We start from the raw sequence: 23,153 nt of genomic DNA on the forward strand, positions 1-23,153 counted from the left end.
TGTAGGAGCGAGGCTTGCCCGCGAAGGCGGTGTGTCAGGTATGACGCCTTCGCGGGCAAGCCTCGCTCCTACAGGGATCATCATCACGGTGTACGGTTACGCCGGGTTTCGATGATGTTCGGCAACTGGGAAATCCGTCCCAGCAACCGCCCCAATGCATCCAGCCCCGGAATCTCGATGGTCAGGGACATCAGCGCGGTGTTGTCCTCCTTGTTCGAGCGGGTGTTGACCGCCAGCACGTTGATCCGCTCGTTGAGCAATACCTGCGACACGTCACGCAGCAAACCGGAACGGTCGTAGGCGCGGATGATGATGTCCACCGGGTAGGTGAGTACCGGCACCGGGCCCCAGCTGACCTGAATGATCCGCTCCGGCTCGCGCCCGCCCAGTTGCAGCACCGAGGCACAGTCCTGACGGTGAATGCTCACGCCACGGCCCTGGGTGATGTAACCGACAATGGCATCACCCGGCAACGGCTGGCAGCAGCCGGCCATTTGCGTCATCAGGTTGCCGACACCCTGAATCTGAATGTCGCCGCGCTTGCCCGGTTTGTAGCCGGTGGCTTTGCGCGGGATCAGTTCCAGCTGCTCATTGCCGCGTTCCGGCTCGACCAGTTGTTGCGCCAGGTTCACCAGTTGCGCCAGGCGCAGATCGCCCGCGCCCAACGCGGCGTACATGTCTTCGGCGGTCTTCATGTTGGCCTTGTCGGCCAGCTTGTCGAAGTCCACCGCTGGCAAGCCGAGACGACTGAGCTCACGTTCGAGCAGGGTTTTACCGGCCGCGACGTTCTGATCACGCGCCTGCAACTTGAACCAGTGAACGATCTTTGCCCGTGCCCGCGAGGTGGTGATGTAACCCAGGTTCGGGTTCAGCCAGTCACGGCTCGGAGTGCCGTGCTTGCTGGTGATGATCTCGACCTGTTCACCGGTTTGCAGGCTGTAGTTGAGCGGTACGATGCGCCCGTTGATCTTCGCGCCACGGCAGTTGTGACCGATTTCGGTGTGCACGCGGTAGGCGAAGTCCAGCGGGGTCGCGCCCTTCGGCAGGTCGATGGCATGACCGTCCGGGGTGAAGATGTAGACCCGGTCCGGCTCGATATCGACCCGCAACTGCTCAGCCAGACCGCCGATGTCACCCAACTCTTCATGCCACTCGAGGACCTGGCGCAGCCAGGAAATTTTCTCTTCGTAGTGGTTGGAGCCGGATTTGACGTCGGTGCCCTTGTAGCGCCAGTGCGCGCAAACGCCCAGCTCGGCTTCTTCGTGCATGGCGTGGGTGCGGATCTGCACTTCCAGCACCTTGCCCTCGGGGCCGATCACCGCGGTGTGCAGCGAGCGGTAGCCGTTCTCTTTCGGGTTGGCAATGTAGTCGTCGAATTCCTTCGGAATGTGCCGCCACAACGTATGGACGATGCCGAGCGCGGTGTAGCAGTCGCGCATTTCCGGCACCAGCACACGAACGGCGCGCACGTCGTAGATCTGGCTGAACTCCAGCCCCTTGCGCTGCATTTTGCGCCAGATCGAATAGATGTGTTTGGCCCGGCCGCTGATGTCGGCGTCGACGCCGGTGGCCTGCAACTCGACTTTCAGCTGGTTCATCACATCGGCAATGAAACGCTCGCGATCCAGACGCCGCTCGTGCAGCAACTTGGCGATCTGCTTGTACTGATCGGGCTCAAGGTAACGGAAGGACAAATCCTCCAGTTCCCATTTGATATGACCGATACCGAGACGGTGAGCCAGCGGCGCGTAGATGTCGAAGACTTCACGGGCAACGCGATTACGCTTTTCGTCGTCGGCGGTTTTCACCGCACGGATCGCGCAGGTGCGCTCGGCCAGTTTGATCAGCGCGACGCGCACGTCGTCGACCATGGCCACCAGCATTTTGCGCAGGTTTTCGACCTGGCCCTGGGTGCCCAGCACCAACGATTGACGGGGGCTCAGGCTGGCGCTGATCGCCGCCATACGCAACACGCCGTCGATGAGTTTGGCGACGACCGGACCGAAGCGCTGGCTGACCGCCGGCAGTTCGATCTGGCCTTCGCGCACGCCGCGGTACAGGACCGCCGCGACCAACGAATCCTGATCGAGTTTGAGGTCGGCGAGAATCTCGGCGATCTCAAGGCCGGTGCGGAAACTCGAGGTCCCTTCGGACCATAGATTCTTCGCCGCATTGGCCTGTTGTTCAGACACGCGAGCGAACTCGCACGCTTCCTTCAAGGCTTCGCGATCCAGTGCCAGATCGACACTGACCGCATGATCGAGCCAAGCCTCGAGATTGATACTGCCGTCAGTGTTGATCGGCTGGTGTGCTCTCACCTGTACCATCTTGCTTACCTTCCCTACGACGCAGATTCAATGCGTCAATTCGCTGACCTTCATTGCCCGATTGCCCTCACGGGGCTACTGCAAGAGCGGCACGGGCGGCCAGTCGGACCAGACGAGCCGTCCTAGCTCGCTTCAAATAACGCCATGGCCTCGACATGTGCCGTCTGAGGAAACATATCGAGAATCCCGGCACGTTTTAACCGGTAGCCCTGCTTGATCAATTCGACCGTATCGCGCGCCAGCGTTGCCGGGTTGCACGATACGTACACCAACCGTTTGGCGCCCAGGGACGCCAGCTTGCGCACGACCTCGAAAGCACCGTCACGCGGTGGGTCCAAGAGTACCGCACAAAAGCCTTCGCGCGCCCATTCGGCATCGGTCAAAGGCTGGGATAAATCGGCCTGAAAAAAAGTCGCATTATGAAGATTGTTGCTAGCTGCATTCGCGGCTGCTCGCTCGACCATCGCCTGCACACCTTCCACTGCCACCACTTCGCGAACGACCTTGGCCAGCGGCAAGGCAAAGTTACCCAACCCACAGAATAGATCGAGAACCCGTTCCTCCGCTGTCGGCTTCAGCCACTCCAACGCCTGGGCGATCATCGCTTCATTGACCCCGGCGTTGACCTGGATGAAATCTCCCGGTCGGTACGCCAGATTCAAGTCCCACTGTTCAAGTCGATAACCCAACGACTGGTCAGTCTCGACTGGTTGCGGTTCACCGTCTCCGTGCAGCCACAGTTGGGCTTCATGGAACGCGCAGAAATCCTTGAGGATCGTCATGTCGGCGTCGGACAGCGGCGCCATGTGCCGCAGCAACACCGCCAACGACGAACCGCTGAACAATTCCACATGCCCCAGCGCCTGAGGTTTGCTCAAGCGTCGAAGCATTTCCGGCAAACGGGTTATGATCGGTTGCAAGGGCTGGACCAACACCGGGCATTCGTTGATGGCCACGATGTCCTGACTGCCCGCCGCGCGGAAACCGACTTCGAGCTTCTTCGCTTTCATGTCCCAACGCACCGCCACTCGAGCGCGACGGCGGTAACCGAATTCCGGACCGCTCAACGGCGCTGCCCACTCTTGGGGTTTGACACCGGCGACCTTGGACAGTTGTTCGGCGAGCATGCGCTGTTTCAGGGCAAGTTGTTCAGTGTGCGGCAGATGTTGCACGCTGCAACCGCCACAGCGGCCGGCATGCGGGCACGGCGCCGGACGACGCAACTCGCTGGCCTGGAACACCCGTTCGGTGCGCGCCTCGACCACTTTGCCGTGGGCACCCAACACGCGCGCCTCGACGTCTTCGCCCGCCAGCGCGCCGAGGACGAACCAGGTGCGACCTTCGAAAAACGCGATACCGCGACCGTCATTGGCCAGGCGCTCGATGCTCAAGCGCTGCTTTTTGCCGGTCGGAATTTGCGGGGTCTTGCTGCCGCCAGTGGGTTGGAAGCGCAGGCCTCTCTCTTGCTTGGCCATCAGTTGGGCGCGTCGAAAATGCCGGTCGACAAGTAACGGTCGCCACGGTCGCAAATGATCGCGACGATCACCGCGTTTTCAACTTCCCGGGACAGGCGCAGCATCGCTGCCACCGCACCGCCCGAGGACACGCCGCAGAAGATGCCTTCTTCGCGGGCCAGACGACGGGTCACGTCTTCAGCTTCGCTTTGCGCCATGTCGACAATGCGGTCGACACGATCGGCTTGATAAATCTTCGGCAGGTATTCCTGCGGCCAGCGACGGATACCCGGAATCGCCGAGCCTTCCATCGGTTGCAGGCCGATGATCTGCACGTTGTCGTTCTGCTCTTTCAAGTAGCGCGAGACACCCATGATGGTGCCGGTGGTGCCCATCGAACTGACGAAATGAGTGATGGTGCCCTCGGTCTGGCGCCAGATTTCCGGGCCGGTGGTGGTGTAGTGCGCTTCGGGGTTATCGCCGTTGGCGAACTGATCGAGCACCTTGCCACGGCCTTCGGCTTCCATTCGCTGAGCGAGGTCGCGCGCGCCTTCCATGCCTTCTTCCTGGGTGACCAGGATCAGCTCGGCGCCATAGGCCGTCATCGCGGCCTTACGTTCGGCGCTGGAGTTGTCCGGCATGATCAGGATCATCTTGTAACCCTTGATCGCGGCAGCCATGGCCAGCGCGATACCGGTGTTACCCGAAGTCGCTTCGATCAGCGTATCGCCGGCGTGGATCTGCCCACGCAATTCAGCGCGGGTAATCATCGACAGCGCCGGCCGGTCCTTGACCGAACCCGCCGGGTTATTCCCTTCGAGCTTGAGCAAAAGGGTATTGCTGGTGGCGCCAGGCAGGCGCTGCAAACGGACCAGCGGGGTGTTGCCGACGCAATCGGCGATGGTTGGGTACTGCAAGGTCATGGCGTATTCGCAATCCAGACTGCGGGGGCGCCTATCATACCGGCAAACGCGAGCAGGCCATATCACGCAAAGTGCGGTGCTTATGGCTTATGGGAATAAGGGGCTGTTTCAGCGTTACGCCCCCACAGGGTGCGGGGTTGATCAGACGATTTGTGGTCGGCAAAGATCCACTGTGGGAGCGAGCCTGCTCGCGATGGCGTCGTCACTGACGCCATCACTCTCAGCCACTAACCGAATATTTAGCCGCAGCCCACGCCCAGTGTTCTGTGCCCAAAGACTCCCGCCCTGCCGCTTCACCGCATTCCTCGCAATGCTCAACCCCAAGCCGAACCCGCCATCCCCCGGCCGCGAGCCGTCGAGTCGAATGAACGGACAGAAGATCCGCTCCAGATCCGCCTCAGCCACCCCGCCGCCCTCATCTTCCAGCCACAAATGCCAGAAGTCGCCGTCACGTTGCCCGCTGAAACGAACGATACCGCCACTCGGCGAATGACGAATGGCATTGCGCAGAATGTTCTCCAGCGCCTGCGCCAAGGTGTTGAGATTGCCCCGAACCCAACAGGACGAATCCACCGCGCACTGCAACTGGCTCGCCGGCCAGGCACTTTCATAACAAGCGTTTTCCGTGAGCATTTCCCACAGCGCCTGGACCTGGATCGCTTCGTCGGGCAACGGTGCGCGCTCGGTGTCGAGCCAGGCCAGTTGCAGAGTGTCTTCTACCAGCCGCTGCATGCCATCGACTTCCCGCCCGATGCGCTCGCGCAATTGCGCCAGCCCCTGCTCGCTTTCGCTGGCGACCCGCAGACGGCTCAGCGGCGTGCGCAGTTCGTGGGACAAGTCGCGCAGCAATTGCTGCTGCAGGGCCACAGTGCTTTGCAATCGCTCGGCCATGTGGTCGAAGGCCCGACCCAGCTCTCCGAGTTCATCCGAACGTTTGGTGGTGCTGCTCGACAGACGCACATTCAACTGGTCGGCGCGCCAGGCATTGGCCTGCTCGCGCAATTGATTCAACGGTACGACCAGCAGCCGATACAGGCCGACGCACAGCAACAGCGTGAACAATCCCGGGATGATGCCGTTGGTGATCACGCGCCAGAACAGCCTGTATTGGCCGGGCATGAAGCGCTGGGGCAGTTCGATGACCAGGCTGCCAGCCGTCGAATCGCCGGGAAACGGCACGCGCAGCCACGGCAGGCGTTTCTTGTGAATGGGCCAATCCAGGCCGCGCAGGAAAGTCAGTCGCTCGATTTCCTGGTCAGTGAGCGGCTGGCTGCTTAGGGACTGCAAATCACCGCTGATGACGCCAACCCAGCCTGTTTCACGCTGTTTCATGCCTTGCAGCCAGGCATCGACGCCCGCGCTCTGCTCCGAACGCCACGCCTGCTCGGCCTCGGCGGCATACCCCGTCAGAGTGACTCGGGCCTGATCCGACAGAAACTGGTTTCGCTGCTCCATGTAGCGACCCCAGGACCAGCTCAGCCAGATCATCAGCAGACAGAACGCCACCAACAGACATGCCAGTTTCCAGAACAGCGAGTGTCGGCCCGGCAAGTCAGACCATTTCATCGCCGGCACTCAACACGTAACCCTTGCCCCAGACCGTACGCACTTCCCGCTCGGTGTAGCCGATGCCTTTGAGTTTGCGGCGGATCTGACTGATGTGCATGTCGAGGCTGCGGTCATGGGCGGCAAAACCGCGTTGCAGCACGTGCTGATAAAGGAAGGCTTTGCTCAGCACTTCATCGCCATTGCGATTCAAGGTGTCCAGCAATCGATACTCGCTGCGGGTCAGGCCGGCGGCGAGTTCGCCATAGGAAACGTCACAGAGTTCGTCATCGAAACGCAGGCTGTCGACCGAGGACGTCGCCGCTGCCGGCTCCGGCCGACGGTCGAGCGCCACCCGGCGCAGGATGGCTTCGATGCGCACACGCAACTCGGCCATGCTGAAAGGCTTTGGCAGGTAATCATCGGCCCCCAGGCGAAAACCGCTGATGCGATCCGCCTCGGCGCCCAGCGCCGACATCAGCACCACCGGGGTCGAATGGCTCTGGCGCAGTTGCGTCAGCACGTTCAACCCGTTCAGCCCTGGCAGCAAAATGTCCATCAGCACCACGTCGAAGGGTTGCTGGCGGGCAATGTCCAGGCCTTCCTGGCCGTTCTGGCACCAGGTCACCTGAAAACCGCACCGGCCCAGATGCTCGTGCACATAAGCGCCGAGCACGAGATCGTCTTCAATGGACAGGATGCGGGGATGGCCAACAGAGATGGGAGTCATGAGTATCTGCAAATAATTCTCAGTTGGCGATTATTCAAGATTGCCTGACGTTGGGCAACCCAAGGTTTGCCCGTGGGGCGAAAGCGCCGGTCCGGCCGACGAATGACGACATCAATTTTACGAAGATTGCCTGCCTGCAAATCGCTACACTGGCCCGATGGCACGTGCCGGACGCACGTGCAGGTCAATCAATAGCTGGATGCAGGAGAGATGCGTGCTCAAGAAACTGGGAATTAAAGGCCGCGTGCTGTTGCTGACCCTGTTGCCGACCAGCCTGATGGCGCTGATCCTGGGTGGCTATTTCACCTGGATGCAGCAATCCGACCTGCAAACCCAACTGATGCAGCGCGGTGAGATGATCGCCGAACAGCTCGCGCCCTTGGTGGCCCCGGCCATGGGCCGCAAAGACAACGAGCTGCTGGAGCGTATCGCCACCCAGTCGCTGGAAACACCGGACGTGCGCGCCGTGACCTTCCTCGCCGCCGACCGTACGCCCGTAGCCCACGCCGGCCCGACCATGCTCAACCCGGCGCCGTTGGGCAATGGCTCAAAGATGCTGCGCCACAGTGGCAACGATGCGACACGCTATCTGCTGCCGGTCTTTGGCAAGCACCGCAACCTTGCCGGCGACCTGATACCGGATGAAGCCGACCGACTGTTGGGCTGGGTCGAACTCGAACTGTCCCACAGCGGCATGCTGCTGCGCGGTTACCGCAGCCTGTTCGCCAGCCTGCTGCTGATCGGCGCGGGCCTGGCCGGCGCAGCGCTGCTCGCCTTGCGCATGGGCCGGACCATCAACCGGCCGATCAGCCAGATCAAACTGGCGGTAGCGCAACTCAAGGACGGCCATCTGGAAACCCGTCTGCCACCCCTTGGCAGTCAGGAACTGGATGAGCTCGCGTCCGGCATCAACCGCATGGCCGGCACGTTGCAAAACGCGCAGGAAGAGTTGCAGAACAGTGTCGATCAGGCCACCGAAGACGTGCGCCAGAACCTGGAAACCATCGAGATCCAGAACATCGAACTGGACCTGGCGCGCAAGGAAGCCCTGGAAGCGAGCCGGATCAAATCCGAGTTCCTGGCCAACATGAGCCATGAAATCCGCACCCCGCTCAATGGCATTCTCGGCTTTACGCACCTGCTGCAAAAAAGCGAGCTGACCCCGCGTCAGCTCGACTACCTGGGCACCATCGAAAAGTCCGCCGACAGCCTGCTGGGGATCATCAACGAGATCCTCGACTTCTCGAAAATCGAGGCCGGCAAACTGGTGCTCGACAATATTCCGTTCAACCTGCGCGACCTGCTGCAGGACACCCTGACCATCCTCGCCCCGGCCGCCCATGCCAAACAGCTTGAGTTGGTGAGCCTGGTGTATCGCGACACGCCGTTGTCGCTGGTGGGCGATCCGCTTCGGCTCAAGCAGATCCTCACCAACCTGGTGAGCAACGCGATCAAGTTCACTCGCGAAGGCACCATCGTCGCCCGGGCCATGCTCGAAGAAGAACACGAAGACAGCGTGCAACTGCGCATCAGCATTCAGGACACCGGCATCGGCCTGTCGAACCAGGATGTGCGCGCGCTGTTCCAGGCGTTCAGCCAGGCTGACAATTCGCTGTCCCGACAGCCAGGAGGCACGGGCCTGGGTCTGGTGATTTCCAAGCGCCTGATCGAACAGATGGGCGGCGAGATCGGTGTCGACAGTACGCCGGGCGAAGGTTCGGAATTCTGGATCAGCCTCAGCCTGCCCAAGACCCGCGACGACGCCGAAGACCTGCCCGGCCCGCCGCTGCTCGGGCGCCGCGTCGCGGTGCTGGAAAACCATGAACTGGCCCGTCAGGCCTTGCAGCATCAGCTGGAAGATTGCGGCCTGGCCGTCACGCCGTTCAATACCCTGGAAAGCCTGACCAATGGCGTGACCGGCGCGCATCAGACCGATCAGGCGATCGATCTGGCGGTGCTCGGCATCACCAGCAACGACATGCCACCGGAGCGCCTCAACCAGCACATCTGGGACCTCGAACACCTGGGCTGCAAAGTGTTGGTGCTGTGCCCGACCACCGAACAGACGCTGTTCCACCTCTCGGTGCCCAACCCGCACAGTCAGCTTCAGGCCAAACCGGCCTGCACCCGCAAGTTGCGTCGGGCATTGTCCGATCTGGTCAACCCGCGCCAGCAGCGCAGCGAGCCCGGCGAACCGGTATCGAGCCGCGCACCGAAGGTGCTGTGCGTCGACGACAACCCGGCCAACTTGTTGCTGGTGCAAACCCTGCTCGAAGACATGGGTGCCAAGGTGCTCGCGGTCGAAAGCGGTTACGCGGCAGTCAAAGCAGTGCAAAGCGAGACTTTTGACCTGGTGTTGATGGACGTGCAAATGCCCGGCATGGACGGACGTCAAAGCACCGAGGCGATTCGTCAGTGGGAAAGCGAGCGGCATTGCACGCCGCTGCCGATCGTCGCCCTCACCGCCCACGCCATGGCCAACGAAAAACGCGCGCTGCTGCAAAGCGGCATGGACGACTACCTGACCAAACCGATCAGCGAACGGCAACTGGCCCAGGTGGTATTGAAGTGGACAGGCCTGGCGTTGCGCAATCACGGGCCGGAGCGTTCCAGCGACAGCCATGGCGGCGCCCATGAATTGCAGGTGCTCGACCACGACGAAGGCTTGCGCCTGGCCGCCGGCAAGGCCGATCTGGCCGCGGACATGCTGGCGATGTTGCTGGCCTCCCTGGAAGCTGATCGCGAGGCCATTCGCCTGGCCCGGGAAACCAATGACAACAACGCCTTGATCGAGCGTGTCCACCGCCTGCACGGCGCGACTCGTTATTGCGGCGTCCCGCAACTGCGTGCCGCCTGCCAGCGCAGCGAAACCCTGCTCAAGCAACAGGACCCCAAAGCCCCCGGCGCCCTGGAAGAACTCGACCGTGCGATCAACCGCCTGGCCGCCCATGCCCGGATAAACGCTTGATACAGCGCAATGGCACCGGCCAGCATCGGCGCTAAGCTCACCGGGTTCTGTTCGTCGCGGCACCATTCCAGGTGTTGGAGCCCCCTCGCCACAGCCGTTCGCACAATGGAACGGTGCGCGGCCACACAGGACTCGAAAAATATCAGGAGGACCGTATGCGCACGATTCTTTTCAGCAGCCAGACCTACGACCGTGACAGTTTTCTCGGCACCGAGCTCCCTGCCGGTATCGAGCTGCACTTTCAATCGGCGCGGCTGAGCCTCGATACGGTGGCGCTGGCGGAGCATCACGAGGTGGTTTGCGCGTTCATCAATGATGACTTGAGCGCGCCGGTGCTGGAACGTCTGGCAGCGGGCGGCACACGCTTGATCGCCCTGCGCTCGGCCGGTTACAACCATGTCGATCTCGCGGCGGCGAAGCGTTTAGGGCTGTCAATTGTGCGGGTCCCGGCATACTCGCCGCACGCGGTGGCCGAGCACGCGGTGGCGCTGATCCTGGCGCTCAACCGCCGCCTGCACCGTGCCTACAACCGTACCCGCGAAGGGGATTTCAGCCTGCACGGCCTGACCGGTTTCGATTTGGTGGGCAAGACGGTCGGCGTGGTCGGCACCGGGCAGATCGGCGCAACCTTCGCGAAAATCATGAACGGTTTCGGTTGCCGGTTGCTGGCCTACGACCCCTACCCCAATCCGCAGGTCGAAGCCCTCGGCGCCCGCTACCTGAGCTTGCCGCAATTGCTGGCCGAGTCGCAGATCATCAGCCTGCACTGCCCGCTCAATGAGCAGAGCAAACACTTGATCAACCGTGAATCACTGGCGCACTTGCAGCCCGGCGCGATGTTGATCAACACCGGACGCGGCGGCCTGGTGGACACGCCGGCGCTGATTGATGCACTGAAGGACGGCCAATTGGGGTATCTGGGGCTGGATGTCTATGAAGAGGAAGCGCAGCTGTTCTTCGAGGACCGTTCCGACCTGCCGCTGCAGGACGATGTGCTGGCGCGGCTGCTGACCTTTCCGAACGTGATCATCACCGCGCACCAGGCCTTCCTGACGCGCGAAGCGCTGGACGCAATTGCCACGACCACCCTGCAGAACATCGCAGCATGGGCCGCTGGCACGCCGCAGAATCAGGTCGAGGGCTGAGCCGGTCAGGCCTTGGACAAGAGAATCATCAGGCCCAGCCAGCCGAAACCCAGCAAGCGTTGCCCCACGGAATGCCCGCGACGCAGCAGGAACCAGACAAAAAACGGCGGCAGGAAAAAAATCATCAGCTTCAGCCACAGTTCCACCGGACGCACGCCGTTGGAGGCGGGCATCGGCGCCGCCATCTCGATTGGGGCTTCGGTTTTGCGTTTACGCCCGAATGCGGCCGGGGTCACCCTGGCCACTTTCTCATCCTCCGGTAAACGCCCGAAAGAAAGGGGTGCCTGCACAGGCGCTGCCGTCGAAGTGGCCGCTTGCACCGTTCCCGCCGGTGCACCGCAATGAATGCAAGCAGGCGCCGTGGAGCTGATACGTTGCTTGCACTCATAACATTCGATTAACGCCATGTCCGTTCCTTAGAAATGCAAAAGCGGCAGTGTGCCATGAGTCGACCGGTGATTTGAACCAGATCGAAGGTCATCTGCGCGCGCCATGCTGCGAGCAGGCCCGTGATAGCATACCGCGCATATTTGGAGGACCCATGGTCGAACACGATTTCCGCTATAGCCTGATGAACCCGCAACACACCCTCACCGAATGCCGCGCCCTTGTGCCGGGGCGTTATCAAGTCACCGGCAACGGCGGCTCGATTCGTAATAACGACGTGCTGATCGTGACCCTCAAAGGTGCCAAGGACCTGTCCATGCGCCTGACCGTGGAAACGGTTCGCCACTTGATCAACCCGCCCGGCCAATGGGTCGCAGTGGCCAGTGGTCCGGTGTTCGGCGAATTGGCGATCCACACCTGGAAAGTCAACTGCGACAGCTGCGCCAAAGAGCTGAGCTTTGAGTTTGCGGTCGATGCCAAACTGGGCAACAAGGCAGAAAAACCTGCCGCCACTGCGCGGATTGCCGAGCTGGGCTGGACCACCGTTGGCGAGAAGCACCTGTGCCCGACCTGCCAGGAGCCCGCGTGATGAAACGCCTCGCCCTGACCGCCCTGGTTGGTGCCAGCCTGCTGGGCTGCGCCGCCGAGCCGGTGAAATTGCAACAAAACCGCAGCTACATCCTGGAATGGATCGGCGAACGTCCACTGATGGATTACAGCCACCTGACCATCACCCTCGGTGAAGACGGTCGGGCTTACGGCAATGGCGGCTGCAACCACTGGTTTGCACCGTACACGCTCGAAGGTGACAAGCTGAGCTTCGGCAAAATCGGCAGCACCCGCAAAATGTGCGCGCCAGCCGTGATGGAGCAGGAAAAGCGCTTCATGCAGGCCCTGGAAAATGTGCAGCGCTGGGATGTTTCGCCGATCGAACAGATGCGCTTCTGGCCGGCCGAAGGCAAGCCGTTGCGTTGGTGGCTTGAAGAGGGTTGATAACCCCGAGCTGTGGCCAAGTGAATACCTGTGGCGAGGGAGCTTGCTCCCGCTGGGCTGCGCAGCAGCCCTAAAACCCGTCACCTCGGTTCATCAGGAACACCGTTTGTACCGGTTTTGCGACTGCTGCGCAGTTGAGCGGGAGCAAGCTCCCTCGCCACAAGATCCATGCGCAGTCACTTGACCGCTTGCAACGCCTCAAGCTTGGCCATCACTCCCGCCGCCGTCTGCTCGCCCATCAATTGCTCGCGCACCTTGCCTTTGTTGTCGATGATGTAGGTCACCGGCAACGCTTCGCTGCGCGGCAACTCGAAAAGATCCGCCGGGTCCGACGCCAGCACGGTGAACTTGATCCCCAGTTTCTCGCTGGCGCTTTTCAGCTCTTCCCCCTGCACATTGTCGAAATTGACCCCGAACACACCAATCTTCTTGTCCTTCAACTGAACGGCCAGCTCATTCAACTCCGGGATTTCGGTACGGCACGGGCCACACCATTCCGCCCAGTAGTTGAGCACCACCCATTGGTTGTCCAGACGTTCGGCGGCGACTTTCTGGCCGTTCTGGTCGATGCCATAGTCGTTGCCACAGCCCCCAGCATCAACGCACCGATGATCGCCAATGCTGCTGCCAGTCGTCTTGTCATGTCGTAATCCTTGTTCAAAATTGAATGCGCCTGCGACCCATCGCCTCCCGAGGTTCTGGATTACGCGCTGCACAGTTAGAATAGCCGCCACCTTACGCAAGATGCGACCCGCACATGACCGATCTGACGCTTTATCACAACCCGCGCTGCTCGAAATCCCGCGGTGCGCTCGAACTGCTGGAAGCCCGTGGCCTGACCCCGACCGTGATCCGCTACCTGGAAACGCCGCTGGACGCCGCGCAAATCCAGAGCCTGCTGACCAAACTCGGCATCAGCGCCCGGCAACTGCTGCGCACCGGCGAGGACGAATACAAGACTCTCAACCTGGCCGACAGCAGTTTGAGCGAGGAGCAATTGATCGGCGCCATCGCCGCCAACCCGAAACTCATGGAGCGACCGATTCTGGAAGTCGGCGACAAAGCCATCATCGGCCGTCCGCCGGAGAATGTGCTGGAGTTGCTGCCGTGAGCGCGCCGTACATTCTGGTTCTGTATTACAGCCGCAGCGGCTCGACCAATGAAATGGCCCGGCAAATTGCCCGTGGTGTCGAGCAGGCCGGGATGGAAGCGCGCCTGCGCACGGTGCCGCCGATCTCCACCGAATGCGAAGCCGTGTCGCCGGACATCCCCGACGAGGGCGCGCTGTACGCCAGTCTCGACGACCTGAAGCACTGCGCGGGCCTGGCCATGGGCAGTCCGACCCGGTTCGGCAACATGGCCGCGCCGCTCAAGTACTTCCTCGACGGCACCAGCAATCTTTGGCTGACGGGGGCGCTGGTGGGCAAACCGGCCGGGGTATTCACCTCCACCGCAAGCCTGCACGGTGGTCAGGAAACCACGCTGCTGTCGATGATGTTGCCGTTGCTGCACCACGGCATGCTGATTACCGGCCTGCCGTATAGCGAATCGGCCCTGCTGGAAACCCGTGGCGGCGGCACGCCGTATGGCGCCAGTCATCACGCCGGGGCGGATGGCAAAAGCGGTTTGAACGAACATGAAGTCGCGCTGTGCCGGGCCTTGGGCCTGCGTCTGGCGAAGACTGCGCAGAAACTGGGGAACTGACGTGGCGAAAAAGCCGAAGATTCTGCCCTCGATCGAATGGCTCGAACCGCGGGTCCGGGCGATGCGCGCGATCAGCCTGCTGTGCTTTTTCGGGCTGGTGGGGCTGCTGTGCGCCTATTATCTGGTATTTGCCGACCTGCACGGCGCCCGGCCGTGGGTGATTTTGCTGATCGAACTGGTGCCCCTGCTATTGCTCGCACCGGGGATGATCATCGGCAGCGCACGCGGGCATTCGTGGATGTGTTTTGTGGTGAATCTGTATTTCATCAAGGGCGCACTGGCCGCGTATGACCCCAATCGGCAGCTGTTTGGCTTGCTGGAAATGGGCGCGAGCCTGGCGGTGTTTTGCTCGGCGCTGTTGTATGTGCGGTGGCGGTTTCAGTTGAATCGCAAGTTGGCGGGTGAAGGCGAGATCTCCGCCGCCTGATCTGACGCCTTCGCGGGCAAGCTTCGCTCCTACAAGGACTGCACCGCACCTGTAGGAGCAAAGCTTGCTCGCGAAGGCCACGACTCGGCCTTAATGATTGACGGTGTACGCCAGCATCATCGAAATCTGGCTCATCGGCCGGCCGCCACTCTGTTCATGCCACTGGTTGAACACATCCTGCACCAACGCCAGGTCCCGCTGGCTGGTCGGCACCTTGTCGACGATCTTCTGCGCGTTCAGCCCCGCCACCACGTCATAGCTCGGCACAAACGTATCCTTGCCGACCATGCGCAAGAAACGCGGCGCCGACAACCCGCCCAATTGATGGCCGCGCTTTTTCAGGTACGTCCACAGCCCGACGATGTCCGTCACCGGCCAATCGGCGATCAATGCGCCGAAGCTGCCCTTCTCATGCGCCACGTCCAGTACGAACTGCGCATTGCGCGGCACGCTCTTGAGCTTGCCCAGGTGACGGATGATCCGCGCGTCCTGCATCAGGCGCTCAAGGTGTTCGGCGCTCATCAGCACCACCTTTTCCGGGTCGAACTTGAAGAACACTTCTTCGAACGACGGCCACTTGGCGTCCACAAGGCTGTGTTTGAGGCCGGCGCGAAACACGCGCAGGGCCATGGTCGAGAGATAACGATCGTCGCTGATCTTGCGCAGTTGCGCCGGGGTCTTGGGAACGGGCAGATGGGCTTCCAGTTCAGCTGCTGAACCGAAGCGATTCAGACAGTATTCGTGCAGCCACTTGTAATCGCGCATGCCCTCTCCTGGAGGTTGAAACAAAAAACAATTGCAGGAGTGAGCCTGCTCGCGATAGCGGTGTGTCATTCAACGTTGATGTCGACTGACACGACGCAATCGCGAGCAGGCTCACTCCTACAGTTTCTGATTAGAGGTTGACCACGTTGACGAACCGCGAAGCGGCGGTTTCGTCGATCTTGAGGCTGGTGAAGTCGAACAGGTTACGGTCCGCCAGTTGCGACGGTTGTACGTTCTGCAAGCTGCGGAAAATGCTTTCGGTGCGGCCCGGGGTCTTGCGTTCCCACTCTTGCAGCATGTCCTTGACCACCTGACGTTGCAGGTTTTCCTGGGAGCCGCAGAGGTTGCACGGGATGATCGGGAATTGCTTGAAGTCCGAGTAGGCCTGAATGTCTTTTTCGTTGCAGTAGGCCAGTGGCCGGATCACCACATTGCGGCCGTCGTCGGCGCGCAGCTTCGGCGGCATGGCCTTGAGCGAACCGTTGAAGAACATATTAAGGAAGAACGTCTCGACGATGTCGTCGCGGTGGTGACCGAGGGCCATTTTGGTCGCGCCGATTTCGTCGGCAAAGGTGTAGAGCGTGCCGCGACGCAGGCGCGAGCACAACGAGCAGGTGGTCTTGCCTTCCGGGATCAGCTCCTTGACTACCGAGTAAGTGTCTTTCTCGACAATGTGGTACTCGATGCCCAGCGTTTTCAGATAGGCCGGCAACACGTGTTCAGGGAAGCCTGGCTGTTTCTGGTCCATGTTCACGGCCACGATCTCGAACTTGATCGGAGCGACCTTCTGCAAGTGCAAGAGCACGTCGAGCATGGTGTAGCTGTCCTTGCCACCGGACAGGCAGACCATGACCTTGTCGCCGTCTTCAATCATGTTGAAATCGGCAACAGCCTCACCCGCCTGACGGCGAAGGCGCTTTTGCAGTTTGTTCTGGTTGACCGTGAGAGTGCCCATGACGCGAGATCCGTAAGGTGTGACGAAAGGCCGGCATTTTACGCAAAAACCCACCGTCGGCGAAGTGCCTGGCGACTGCACTTTATCTGAGCTGAGCATACCCCTGTGGCGAGGGAGCTTGCTCCCGCCGGGTCGCGCAGCGGCCCCAAAACCATCCTGCACCATCGGGTCAGTCAAACCCCGTCGGCCGTTTTTGCGACGGCTGCGCAGCCGAACGGGAGCAAGTTCCCTCGCCACATAGGTCGCGCAAGACCCTACGGCGATTAACAGCAGGGTTTACAGCGCAATTTGCTCTAACGCCCTACAACCTGCGCCGTGAAGACCTTTCTATACTGCGACATAAGGTCGCATACATATCCAGACCTTTTACTTACTTGGCCACTTTGGCCTGTAGGCGCTCCACTGGGGGGCGACGGTAAAAACAAGAGGAGTGACTGGCATGATCCATCACGTAGTGGGGCTCTTCACCCACCCCGACCAGGAATGGAAAGAAATCCGTGGCGACCAAGAGGAAAGCATCAGCCACATGTACCTGACTCACACGCTGATTCTGGCGGCAATTCCCGCTGTGTCGGCGTTTATCGGCACCACTCAGGTCGGCTGGGTCATCGGCAATCGAGCGCCGGTCATGTTGACCCAGGAAAGCGCGCTATGGATGACGATCATGTCGTACCTGGCGATGCTCGGCGGCGTCGCGGTCATGGGCGCATTCATCCACTGGATGGCCCGTACCTATGACGCCAATCCAAGCCTGGCACGCTGCGTTGCATTTGCGACCTATACCGCGACCCCGCTGTTCATCGGCGGTCTGGCGGCGCTGTACCCACATATGTGGCTGGGGATGATCGTCGGAACGGCGGCCATCTGCTACACGGTGTACTTGCTGTATGTGGGGCTACCCACTTTCATGAACATTCCATCAGACGAGGGCTTCCTGTTTTCCAGTTCGGTACTTGCCGTAGGCCTGGTGGTGCTGGTCGCCATCATGGCGTTTACAGTGATTGTCTGGGGACTCGGCGTGGGGCCGGTCTACACCAATTAGCAACTCACCACCCAAAAACAAGATCTGCCAACACAGGCCGCCGCAAGGCGGCCTTCTAATGTGTGAGGGGTAACGACCATTCGGCGCCTCGGCGATTCGCAAGGCCCCGGGGTTGCGGCATACTCGACGTCTCTGGAGATCCATCAAGCATGCCCGAGCAACTCAATACCCGCGTCGAAGACTGTTATCAGCTGGCCGAATCCTTTTTCAAACGAACTTTCAAACGCCCCGTGGTGAGCCTCAAGCTGCGCGGTCAAAAAGCCGGTGTCGCGCATTTGCACGAGAACCTGCTGCGCTTCAATCCGCAGCTGTACCGGGAAAACACTGAAGACTTCCTCAAGCAGACCGTGGCCCACGAAGTCGCGCACCTGATCGCCCATCAACTGTTCGGCGACCGCATTCAGCCGCACGGTGAAGAGTGGCAATTGATCATGCGCGGCGTGTACGAACTGCCGCCCAATCGCTGCCACACCTACGACGTCAAACGCCGCAGCGTGACGCGCTACATCTACAAATGCCCGTGCGTCGACAGCGATTTCCCGTTTTCGGCCCAGCGCCATGGCCTGGTACGGCAAGGGCGGCGGTATTTGTGCCGGCGGTGCCGCAGCACGTTGGTGTTCAGTGGGGAAATGCGGGTCGAGTAGTCAGATTTGTGGGGGCTGGTCTGGCCTCATCGCGGGCAAGCCCGCTCCCACAGGTATTGATTTCGAGCACAAGCTTTGTGAACGACACAGATCCTGTGGGAGCGAGGCTTGCCCGCGAAGAGGCCGGTACAGACGCTAGAGAATCACCTTGGCACGGCGCAATTCTGCAATCCGCTCAGCACTCATCCCCAACTCCCCCAACACCTGATCCGTATGCTGTCCCAACACCGCGCCGATATGCCGCGGCGCCGGCAATCCCTCTGAGAATTTCAACGGGCACGCCATCTGCGCCTGCACAGAACCGTCCCCCCGCGGCACCTGCGTCACCAACTCCCGCGCCTGCAACTGCGGATGCTGCACCGCCTCAGCCAAACTCAGCACCGGCTCGACACACGCATCGACCCCGGCAAACAACTCGCACAGTTGCGCAAAGTCATGTTTCTCGAATTCGGCTTTCAACTCGTTCTTCAGTACCTGTTGCTCGGCGGGTTTGGGCGACAGGCCCTTGGCCGCCAGCTCCGGCCGCCCCAGCGCGCTGCACAGTTGCTGCATGAAGGCCGGTTCCAGACTGCCCACCGATAACCAGCGCCCGTCCCGCGAACGGTAGTAGTCGTAGAAGCTGCCGCCATTGAGCATCTGATCCTCCCTGCCCGGCTCCACACCACAGGCCAGGTACCCGGCGCCGGCCATGGCGTTGAGGCTGAAGGCGCAGTCGGTCATGCTGACATCCAGATGCTGCCCCACCCCGCTGTGCTGGCGAGCGATCACCGCCGCCAGCAACCCGATCACTCCGTGCAACGAGCCGCCGGCGACATCTGCCACCTGCATGCCCAATGGCAGCGGCCCGCTCTCGGTGCGGCCGGTGTAGCTCGCCAGCCCCGCCAGCGCCAGGTAGTTGATGTCGTGACCGGCGCGGTCCTTGTAGGGGCCGCTCTGGCCATAACCGGTAATCGACACGTAGATCAGCCGCGGATTGATCGCCTTCAACGCGTCATAACCCAGGCCCAGGCGTTCCATCACACCGGGGCGGAACTGTTCCAGCACGATGTCGTGGTCCGCCAGCAATTGCTTGATCACCTCCAGCGCCTCGGGCTGCTTGAGGTCCAGCGCCAGGCTGCGCTTGTTGCGGTTGAGGTAGGCGTGGCTGGCCGACACCCCGTGATCGTGCGGCGGCAACACCCGGAGCAAATCCATACGGGTCGGCGATTCGATGCGCAGGACTTGCGCGCCCATGTCCGCCAGCAACAACGAGGCAAACGGCCCCGGCAGCAGCGTCGAGAAATCCAGAACTTTGAGTGATGCCAGTGGACCGGGCATGAGCGACCTCCGTGAACGATGCCTCCAGCCTAGGCAGGCAAACGCATTGCAGCAATCACCTGAAGTGTCAGCAGCTGTGACCGTTGCGCTCAAATCCCGGGCAAGAAAAAACCCGCCGAAGCGGGTTTTTCAGTGCTGCCAGTCTTACTTGACGCTGCTTGGGGTTGGGCCTTCGGCCACGCCCAGGTCGTCTTCTTCACGGGTGTCGGAGATACCGCGACCACCGGAAGCCAGCTCGACTTGCAGCTTGTCTTCGTCCAGCTCTTTCACCCACTTGGCCACGACCAGGGTCGCAACAGCGTTACCAACGAGGTTGGTCAGGGCGCGGGCTTCGGACATGAAGCGATCAATACCGAGGATCAGCGCCAGGCCGGCCACCGGCAGAGTACCTACAGCCGACAGGGTAGCCGCCAAGACGATAAAGCCACTACCAGTCACACCCGCTGCACCTTTGGAGGACAACAGCAGCACCAGCAGCAAGGTGATCTGGTGAGTCAGGTCCATCGGGGTATCAGTCGCCTGAGCGATAAACACAGCCGCCATGGTCAGGTAGATAGAAGTACCGTCGAGGTTGAACGAGTAGCCAGTCGGGATTACGAGGCCGACAACGGACTTCTGTGCACCCAGGCGTTCCATTTTGATCAGCATGCGAGGCAGAGCGGATTCCGAAGAGGAAGTGCCCAGCACGATCAGCAGTTCTTCACGGATGTAGCGAATCAATTTGATTACGCTGAAGCCGTGCGCGCGGCAGATGCCGCCCAGTACCACGAGCACAAACAGGATACAGGTGATGTAGAAGCAGATCATCAGCTGACCGAGTTGCACCAGCGAACCGACACCGTAGGCACCGATGGTGAAGGCCATCGCACCGAACGCGCCGACTGGAGCGAGCTTCATGATCATGTTGATGATGTTGAACATCACGTGGGCAAAGCGATCGATGAAGTCCAGAACCGGCTTGCCGTAGGCACCCAGGCGATGCAGGGCGAAACCGAAGATCACCGAGAACATCAGCACTTGCAGGATGTCGCCGTTGGCGAAGGCGCCGACGATGGTGTTCGGGATCACATTGAGGATAAAGGCAACGATGCTCTGGTCTTTACCGGCCGAGATGAAGCCAGCGATTTTGCTGGTGTCCAGAGTCGTCACATCGATGTGCATGCCGGCGCCCGGTTGCACGACGTTGACCACGACCAGACCGATCAGCAAGGCAATGGTGGAGACGATTTCGAAGTACAGCAGCGCATAGCCACCGGTCTTGCCGACCGACTTCATGTTCTGCATGCCGGCGATACCGCTGACGACCGTACAGAAGATGATTGGCGCGATGACCATTTTGATCAGTTTGATGAACCCGTCACCCAGTGGCTTGAGGGCCACACCGGTCTGCGGATAGAAGTGACCGAGCAGGATGCCGATGGCGATAGCAACGATCACCTGGAAATACAGGGATTTATACAGTGGCTGACGAGTCGTCATTGCAAAGTTCCTCAAGAGTGCCCCGTGACAACATCCGTCTGTTGCCCAAGACACTTCAATTGCGAACCCTCCTGCACTGGAGGGATTTGTTTTGTCGAGCTGCGCAACGGCAGGCATCTGCTTGTTGTATCGCAAGGCCCGTGCCACCTTTAAAAAAATGCCTGCATGCCTTTTGACATCAAGGGTTACAGGTCCAGCCTTGCCACTGACGGGTTACCACAATGTGGCGGATTTCCGCCCATCGACCAGGTCTCGTCCTACAATTTGGCGGATATCCGCCTGTTCATAACGAGGGTCGACAGCTACCATCCGTCGTTCATTGGGTCGGACCTGCTTGCCATGCGTGAACGCACCATCGCCAGTCATTTCGCCCGTGCCGCATTAGGTGGCGCGCGTCGGTTGGGTTATGACTATTCAAATCTGCTGCAACAACTCGGCATCAGCCCCGAGTTGCTGGATGAGCCACGGGCGCGAATTGCGCCGGAGCAGTTCACGCGATTGATCCAGGCGTTGTGGCTGGCCCTCGACGACGAATACCTCGGTTTCGGGCCGACGCCCAGTAAAACCGGGACCTTCGCAATGATGTGTCACGCCGTGATCCACTGCCGCAACCTCGATAAGGCGCTGCATCGCGGTTTATTGTTTTACAGCCTATTCCCTGACGGTCCGCGCCTGACCCTGACCCGCGAAGACGAATGGGTCCGCCTGAGCCTCGACGATTCAAAGTTCCAAGACCCTGATCATTTCCTCACCGAAAGCCAACTGATGGTCTGGCACCGGCTTGGCAGTTGGCTGATCGGCCAGCGCATTCGGCTGGAGCAGGCGACGTTCAGTTATCCAAAGCCCGAACACGGCGCCGAATACGATTTTCTGTTCCCCTGCCCCATGGAGTTTTCCACGGAGCAGAGCAGTTTGCTGTTTCACAGCCGCTACCTGCACATGCCGTTGTTGCAGGACGAACGCACACTCAAGCATTTCCTCCAACATTCTCCCGCCGACCTGCTCTCGCGCCCGGATGACGGCGACAGTCTGAGCAGCCAGTTGCGCCGCTTGCTCAGCCGCGACAGTGCACGCTGGCCGGACCTGGAAGCGGTGGCTGCGCACCTGCACATCAGCCCGCAGACGTTGCGTCGGCACTTGCGCGAAGAAGGGTCGAGTTTTCAGGAATTGAAGGATCAGTTGCGCCGGGACATTGCGATTTATCACCTGGGGCGAGCGGATCTGTCGTTACAGCAGATTGCCGAGCAATTGGGGTTTTCCGAGCCTTCGGCGTTTCATCGGGCGTTCAAGAAATGGACCGGATTGACGCCGGGCGCCTATCGCGCGCAAGAGAACTGAATCTGCGTTGAATTGGCCGGCCTCATCGCGAGCAGGCTCGCTCCCACAGGTGATCGGTGTGAACGCACATTATGTATTCACTGAAGATCTCCTGTGGGAGCGAGCCTGCTCGCGATGAACGATGACGCGGTCTACCTGACTGAACGTCTACGGCGGATCAAGCCTGTCCAGCATCCGAAACTGATTTTTGGGTTGAATTGACCGGCCTCATCGCGAGCAGGCTCGCTCCTACAGGTGATCGGTGTGAACGCAAATGATGTATTCACTGAAGATCTCCTGTGGGAGCGAGCCTGCTCGCGATGAACGATGACGCGGTCTGCCTGACTGAACGTCTACGGCGAATCAAGCCTGTCCAGCATCCGCAACTGATTTTTGGGTTGAATTGACCGGCCTCATCGCGAGCAGGCTCGCTCCTACAGGTGATCGGTGTGAACGCAAATTATGCATTCACTGAAGATCTCCTGTGGGAGCGAGCCTGCTCGCGATGAACGATGACGCGGTCTGCCTGACTGAACGTCTACGGCGGATCAAGCCTGTCCAGCATCCGAAACTGATTTTTGGGTTGAGTTGACTGGCCTCATCGCGAGCAGGCTCGCTCCTACAGGGGATCGGTGTGAACGCAGATTATGCATTCACTGAAGATCTCCTGTGGGAGCGAGCCTGCTCGCGATGAACGATGATGCGGTTTACTTGACTGAACGACTACGGCGGATCAAGCCTGTCCAGCATCCGCAACTGATTTTTGGGTTGAGTTGACCGGCCTCATCGCGAGCAGGCTCGCTCCTACAGGTGATCGGTGTGAACGCAGATTATGCATTCACTGAAGATCTCCTGTGGGAGCGAGCCTGCTCGCGATGAACGATGACGCGGTCTGCCTGACTGAACGTCTACGGCGGATCAAGCCTGTCCAGTATCCGCAACTGATTTTTGGGTTGCGTTGACTGGCCCCATCGCGAGCAGGCTCGCTCCTACAGGGGATCTGCGGAGCATGCACTTTTCGCGAGCGCCGC

General features: G+C 60.6%; 20 protein-coding genes and 1 pseudogene. 10 read left to right on the top strand and 11 right to left on the bottom strand.

All coding sequences use genetic code 11. The annotated features are described in order from the left end of the window. Positions 1-83: 83 nt before the first annotated feature. The 5 genes from relA to HP062_RS12410 all read right to left on the bottom strand — a co-directional run bounded on the left by relA (position 84) and on the right by HP062_RS12410 (position 6,979). Positions 84-2,327 carry a GTP diphosphokinase gene (gene relA, locus HP062_RS12390; protein WP_010457093.1) on the bottom strand — a complete coding sequence of 748 codons (2,244 nt, stop codon included), beginning with the start codon at positions 2,325-2,327 and terminating at the stop codon, positions 84-86. Between the two features lie 122 nt (positions 2,328-2,449). Then, positions 2,450-3,802 (bottom strand): 23S rRNA (uracil(1939)-C(5))-methyltransferase RlmD, encoded by a 1,353-nt coding sequence (gene rlmD, locus HP062_RS12395; RefSeq protein ID WP_172791465.1) that lies wholly within the window; start codon positions 3,800-3,802, stop codon positions 2,450-2,452. Beyond that, complete coding sequence (gene cysM / locus HP062_RS12400) at positions 3,802-4,704, bottom strand: cysteine synthase CysM (RefSeq protein ID WP_042932649.1); 903 nt, start codon at positions 4,702-4,704, stop codon at positions 3,802-3,804. Before cysM ends, rlmD begins: the two co-directional genes overlap by 1 nt. Positions 4,705-4,845: 141 nt before the next feature. Next, on the bottom strand, positions 4,846-6,270 hold the full coding sequence (locus HP062_RS12405) for a sensor histidine kinase (protein WP_172791466.1): 1,425 nt from the start codon (positions 6,268-6,270) through the stop codon (positions 4,846-4,848). Then, a complete protein-coding gene (locus HP062_RS12410; RefSeq protein WP_172791467.1) occupies positions 6,257-6,979 on the bottom strand; it encodes a response regulator transcription factor in 723 nt (240 codons plus the stop codon). The genes HP062_RS12405 and HP062_RS12410 overlap by 14 nt, the downstream gene beginning before the upstream one ends. A 214-nt stretch (positions 6,980-7,193) precedes the next feature. Between HP062_RS12410 and HP062_RS12415 the strand changes: the two genes are divergently transcribed. After that, positions 7,194-9,947 (top strand): response regulator, encoded by a 2,754-nt coding sequence (locus HP062_RS12415; protein ID WP_010457103.1) that lies wholly within the window; start codon positions 7,194-7,196, stop codon positions 9,945-9,947. A gap of 155 nt (positions 9,948-10,102) precedes the next feature. Then, positions 10,103-11,092 carry a 2-hydroxyacid dehydrogenase gene (locus HP062_RS12420; RefSeq protein ID WP_102595526.1) on the top strand — a complete coding sequence of 330 codons (990 nt, stop codon included), beginning with the start codon at positions 10,103-10,105 and terminating at the stop codon, positions 11,090-11,092. A 5-nt stretch (positions 11,093-11,097) separates the two neighbouring features. Here the strand turns inward: HP062_RS12420 and HP062_RS12425 are convergent, their stop codons facing one another. Continuing rightward, complete coding sequence (locus HP062_RS12425) at positions 11,098-11,499, bottom strand: hypothetical protein (protein ID WP_010457107.1); 402 nt, start codon at positions 11,497-11,499, stop codon at positions 11,098-11,100. 134 nt (positions 11,500-11,633) lie between these two features. On the opposite strand from HP062_RS12425, the gene HP062_RS12430 reads away from it, so the two are divergent. Further along, a complete protein-coding gene (locus tag HP062_RS12430) occupies positions 11,634-12,068 on the top strand; it encodes a hypothetical protein (RefSeq protein ID WP_077749204.1) in 435 nt (144 codons plus the stop codon). Further along, positions 12,068-12,472 (top strand): META domain-containing protein, encoded by a 405-nt coding sequence (locus HP062_RS12435; RefSeq protein ID WP_010457111.1) that lies wholly within the window; start codon positions 12,068-12,070, stop codon positions 12,470-12,472. The genes HP062_RS12430 and HP062_RS12435 overlap by 1 nt, the downstream gene beginning before the upstream one ends. A gap of 176 nt (positions 12,473-12,648) precedes the next feature. On the opposite strand, the pseudogene HP062_RS12440 reads toward HP062_RS12435, so the two are convergent. Beyond that, a pseudogene (locus HP062_RS12440) lies at positions 12,649-13,115 on the bottom strand (TlpA disulfide reductase family protein). Between the two features lie 114 nt (positions 13,116-13,229). Between HP062_RS12440 and arsC the strand changes: the two are divergent. The 3 genes from arsC to HP062_RS12455 are packed head-to-tail and all read left to right on the top strand — an operon-like array spanning position 13,230 to position 14,603. Further along, a complete protein-coding gene (gene arsC, locus HP062_RS12445; RefSeq protein ID WP_172791468.1) occupies positions 13,230-13,583 on the top strand; it encodes an arsenate reductase (glutaredoxin) in 354 nt (117 codons plus the stop codon). Then, positions 13,580-14,176, top strand: coding sequence for an NAD(P)H:quinone oxidoreductase (gene wrbA / locus HP062_RS12450; RefSeq protein ID WP_010457117.1), 597 nt, complete (start codon positions 13,580-13,582; stop codon positions 14,174-14,176). The genes arsC and wrbA overlap by 4 nt, the downstream gene beginning before the upstream one ends. Position 14,177: 1 nt before the next feature. Next, entirely contained in the window at positions 14,178-14,603 is a 426-nt protein-coding gene (locus tag HP062_RS12455) for a DUF2069 domain-containing protein (RefSeq protein ID WP_010457118.1), read from the top strand. 90 nt (positions 14,604-14,693) lie between these two features. On the opposite strand, the gene HP062_RS12460 is transcribed toward HP062_RS12455, so the two are convergent. After that, positions 14,694-15,368, bottom strand: a complete 675-nt coding sequence (locus HP062_RS12460) for a DNA-3-methyladenine glycosylase I (RefSeq protein WP_077749200.1) — start codon at positions 15,366-15,368, stop codon at positions 14,694-14,696. A gap of 130 nt (positions 15,369-15,498) precedes the next feature. Beyond that, positions 15,499-16,323, bottom strand: a complete 825-nt coding sequence (gene ttcA / locus HP062_RS12465) for a tRNA 2-thiocytidine(32) synthetase TtcA (protein WP_010457122.1) — start codon at positions 16,321-16,323, stop codon at positions 15,499-15,501. Between the two features lie 439 nt (positions 16,324-16,762). Between ttcA and HP062_RS12470 the strand changes: the two genes are divergently transcribed. After that, the gene (locus HP062_RS12470) at positions 16,763-17,365 is read left to right on the top strand and encodes a Yip1 family protein (protein WP_010457124.1); all 603 of its coding nucleotides are present in this window, start codon (positions 16,763-16,765) and stop codon (positions 17,363-17,365) included. A gap of 149 nt (positions 17,366-17,514) precedes the next feature. Beyond that, entirely contained in the window at positions 17,515-18,009 is a 495-nt protein-coding gene (locus HP062_RS12475) for a SprT family zinc-dependent metalloprotease (protein ID WP_010457127.1), read from the top strand. Positions 18,010-18,144: 135 nt separating this feature from the next. Here the strand turns inward: HP062_RS12475 and HP062_RS12480 are convergent, their stop codons facing one another. Together HP062_RS12480 and HP062_RS12485 are read right to left on the bottom strand one after the other, a co-directional pair. Beyond that, on the bottom strand, positions 18,145-19,326 hold the full coding sequence (locus tag HP062_RS12480; protein WP_172791469.1) for a CaiB/BaiF CoA-transferase family protein: 1,182 nt from the start codon (positions 19,324-19,326) through the stop codon (positions 18,145-18,147). Positions 19,327-19,470: 144 nt separating this feature from the next. Then, positions 19,471-20,805 (bottom strand): dicarboxylate/amino acid:cation symporter, encoded by a 1,335-nt coding sequence (locus tag HP062_RS12485; protein ID WP_172791470.1) that lies wholly within the window; start codon positions 20,803-20,805, stop codon positions 19,471-19,473. A 339-nt stretch (positions 20,806-21,144) separates the two neighbouring features. On the opposite strand from HP062_RS12485, the gene HP062_RS12490 reads away from it, so the two are divergent. Further along, a complete protein-coding gene (locus HP062_RS12490) occupies positions 21,145-22,143 on the top strand; it encodes an AraC family transcriptional regulator (RefSeq protein WP_172791471.1) in 999 nt (332 codons plus the stop codon). Positions 22,144-23,153: the final 1,010 nt, after the last annotated feature.

The organism is Pseudomonas sp. B14-6 (assembly GCF_013260315.1).
Taxonomy (GTDB): Bacteria; Pseudomonadota; Gammaproteobacteria; order Pseudomonadales; family Pseudomonadaceae; genus Aquipseudomonas; species Aquipseudomonas mandelii.

Coding starts and splice junctions, on each gene's coding strand:
- rlmD (WP_172791465.1), bottom strand. CDS start 3,802: ATGGCCAAGCAAGAGAGAGGCCTGCGCTTCCAACCCACTGGCGGCAGC.
- cysM (WP_042932649.1), bottom strand. CDS start 4,704: ATGACCTTGCAGTACCCAACCATCGCCGATTGCGTCGGCAACACCCCG.
- HP062_RS12410 (WP_172791467.1), bottom strand. CDS start 6,979: ATGACTCCCATCTCTGTTGGCCATCCCCGCATCCTGTCCATTGAAGAC.
- HP062_RS12490 (WP_172791471.1), top strand. CDS start 21,145: ATGCGTGAACGCACCATCGCCAGTCATTTCGCCCGTGCCGCATTAGGT.
- HP062_RS12475 (WP_010457127.1), top strand. CDS start 17,515: ATGCCCGAGCAACTCAATACCCGCGTCGAAGACTGTTATCAGCTGGCC.
- HP062_RS12460 (WP_077749200.1), bottom strand. CDS start 15,368: ATGCGCGATTACAAGTGGCTGCACGAATACTGTCTGAATCGCTTCGGT.
- HP062_RS12430 (WP_077749204.1), top strand. CDS start 11,634: ATGGTCGAACACGATTTCCGCTATAGCCTGATGAACCCGCAACACACC.
- HP062_RS12470 (WP_010457124.1), top strand. CDS start 16,763: ATGATCCATCACGTAGTGGGGCTCTTCACCCACCCCGACCAGGAATGG.
- HP062_RS12435 (WP_010457111.1), top strand. CDS start 12,068: ATGAAACGCCTCGCCCTGACCGCCCTGGTTGGTGCCAGCCTGCTGGGC.
- ttcA (WP_010457122.1), bottom strand. CDS start 16,323: ATGGGCACTCTCACGGTCAACCAGAACAAACTGCAAAAGCGCCTTCGC.
- HP062_RS12420 (WP_102595526.1), top strand. CDS start 10,103: ATGCGCACGATTCTTTTCAGCAGCCAGACCTACGACCGTGACAGTTTT.
- HP062_RS12485 (WP_172791470.1), bottom strand. CDS start 20,805: ATGACGACTCGTCAGCCACTGTATAAATCCCTGTATTTCCAGGTGATC.
- relA (WP_010457093.1), bottom strand. CDS start 2,327: ATGGTACAGGTGAGAGCACACCAGCCGATCAACACTGACGGCAGTATC.
- arsC (WP_172791468.1), top strand. CDS start 13,230: ATGACCGATCTGACGCTTTATCACAACCCGCGCTGCTCGAAATCCCGC.
- HP062_RS12405 (WP_172791466.1), bottom strand. CDS start 6,270: ATGAAATGGTCTGACTTGCCGGGCCGACACTCGCTGTTCTGGAAACTG.
- HP062_RS12480 (WP_172791469.1), bottom strand. CDS start 19,326: ATGCCCGGTCCACTGGCATCACTCAAAGTTCTGGATTTCTCGACGCTG.
- HP062_RS12425 (WP_010457107.1), bottom strand. CDS start 11,499: ATGGCGTTAATCGAATGTTATGAGTGCAAGCAACGTATCAGCTCCACG.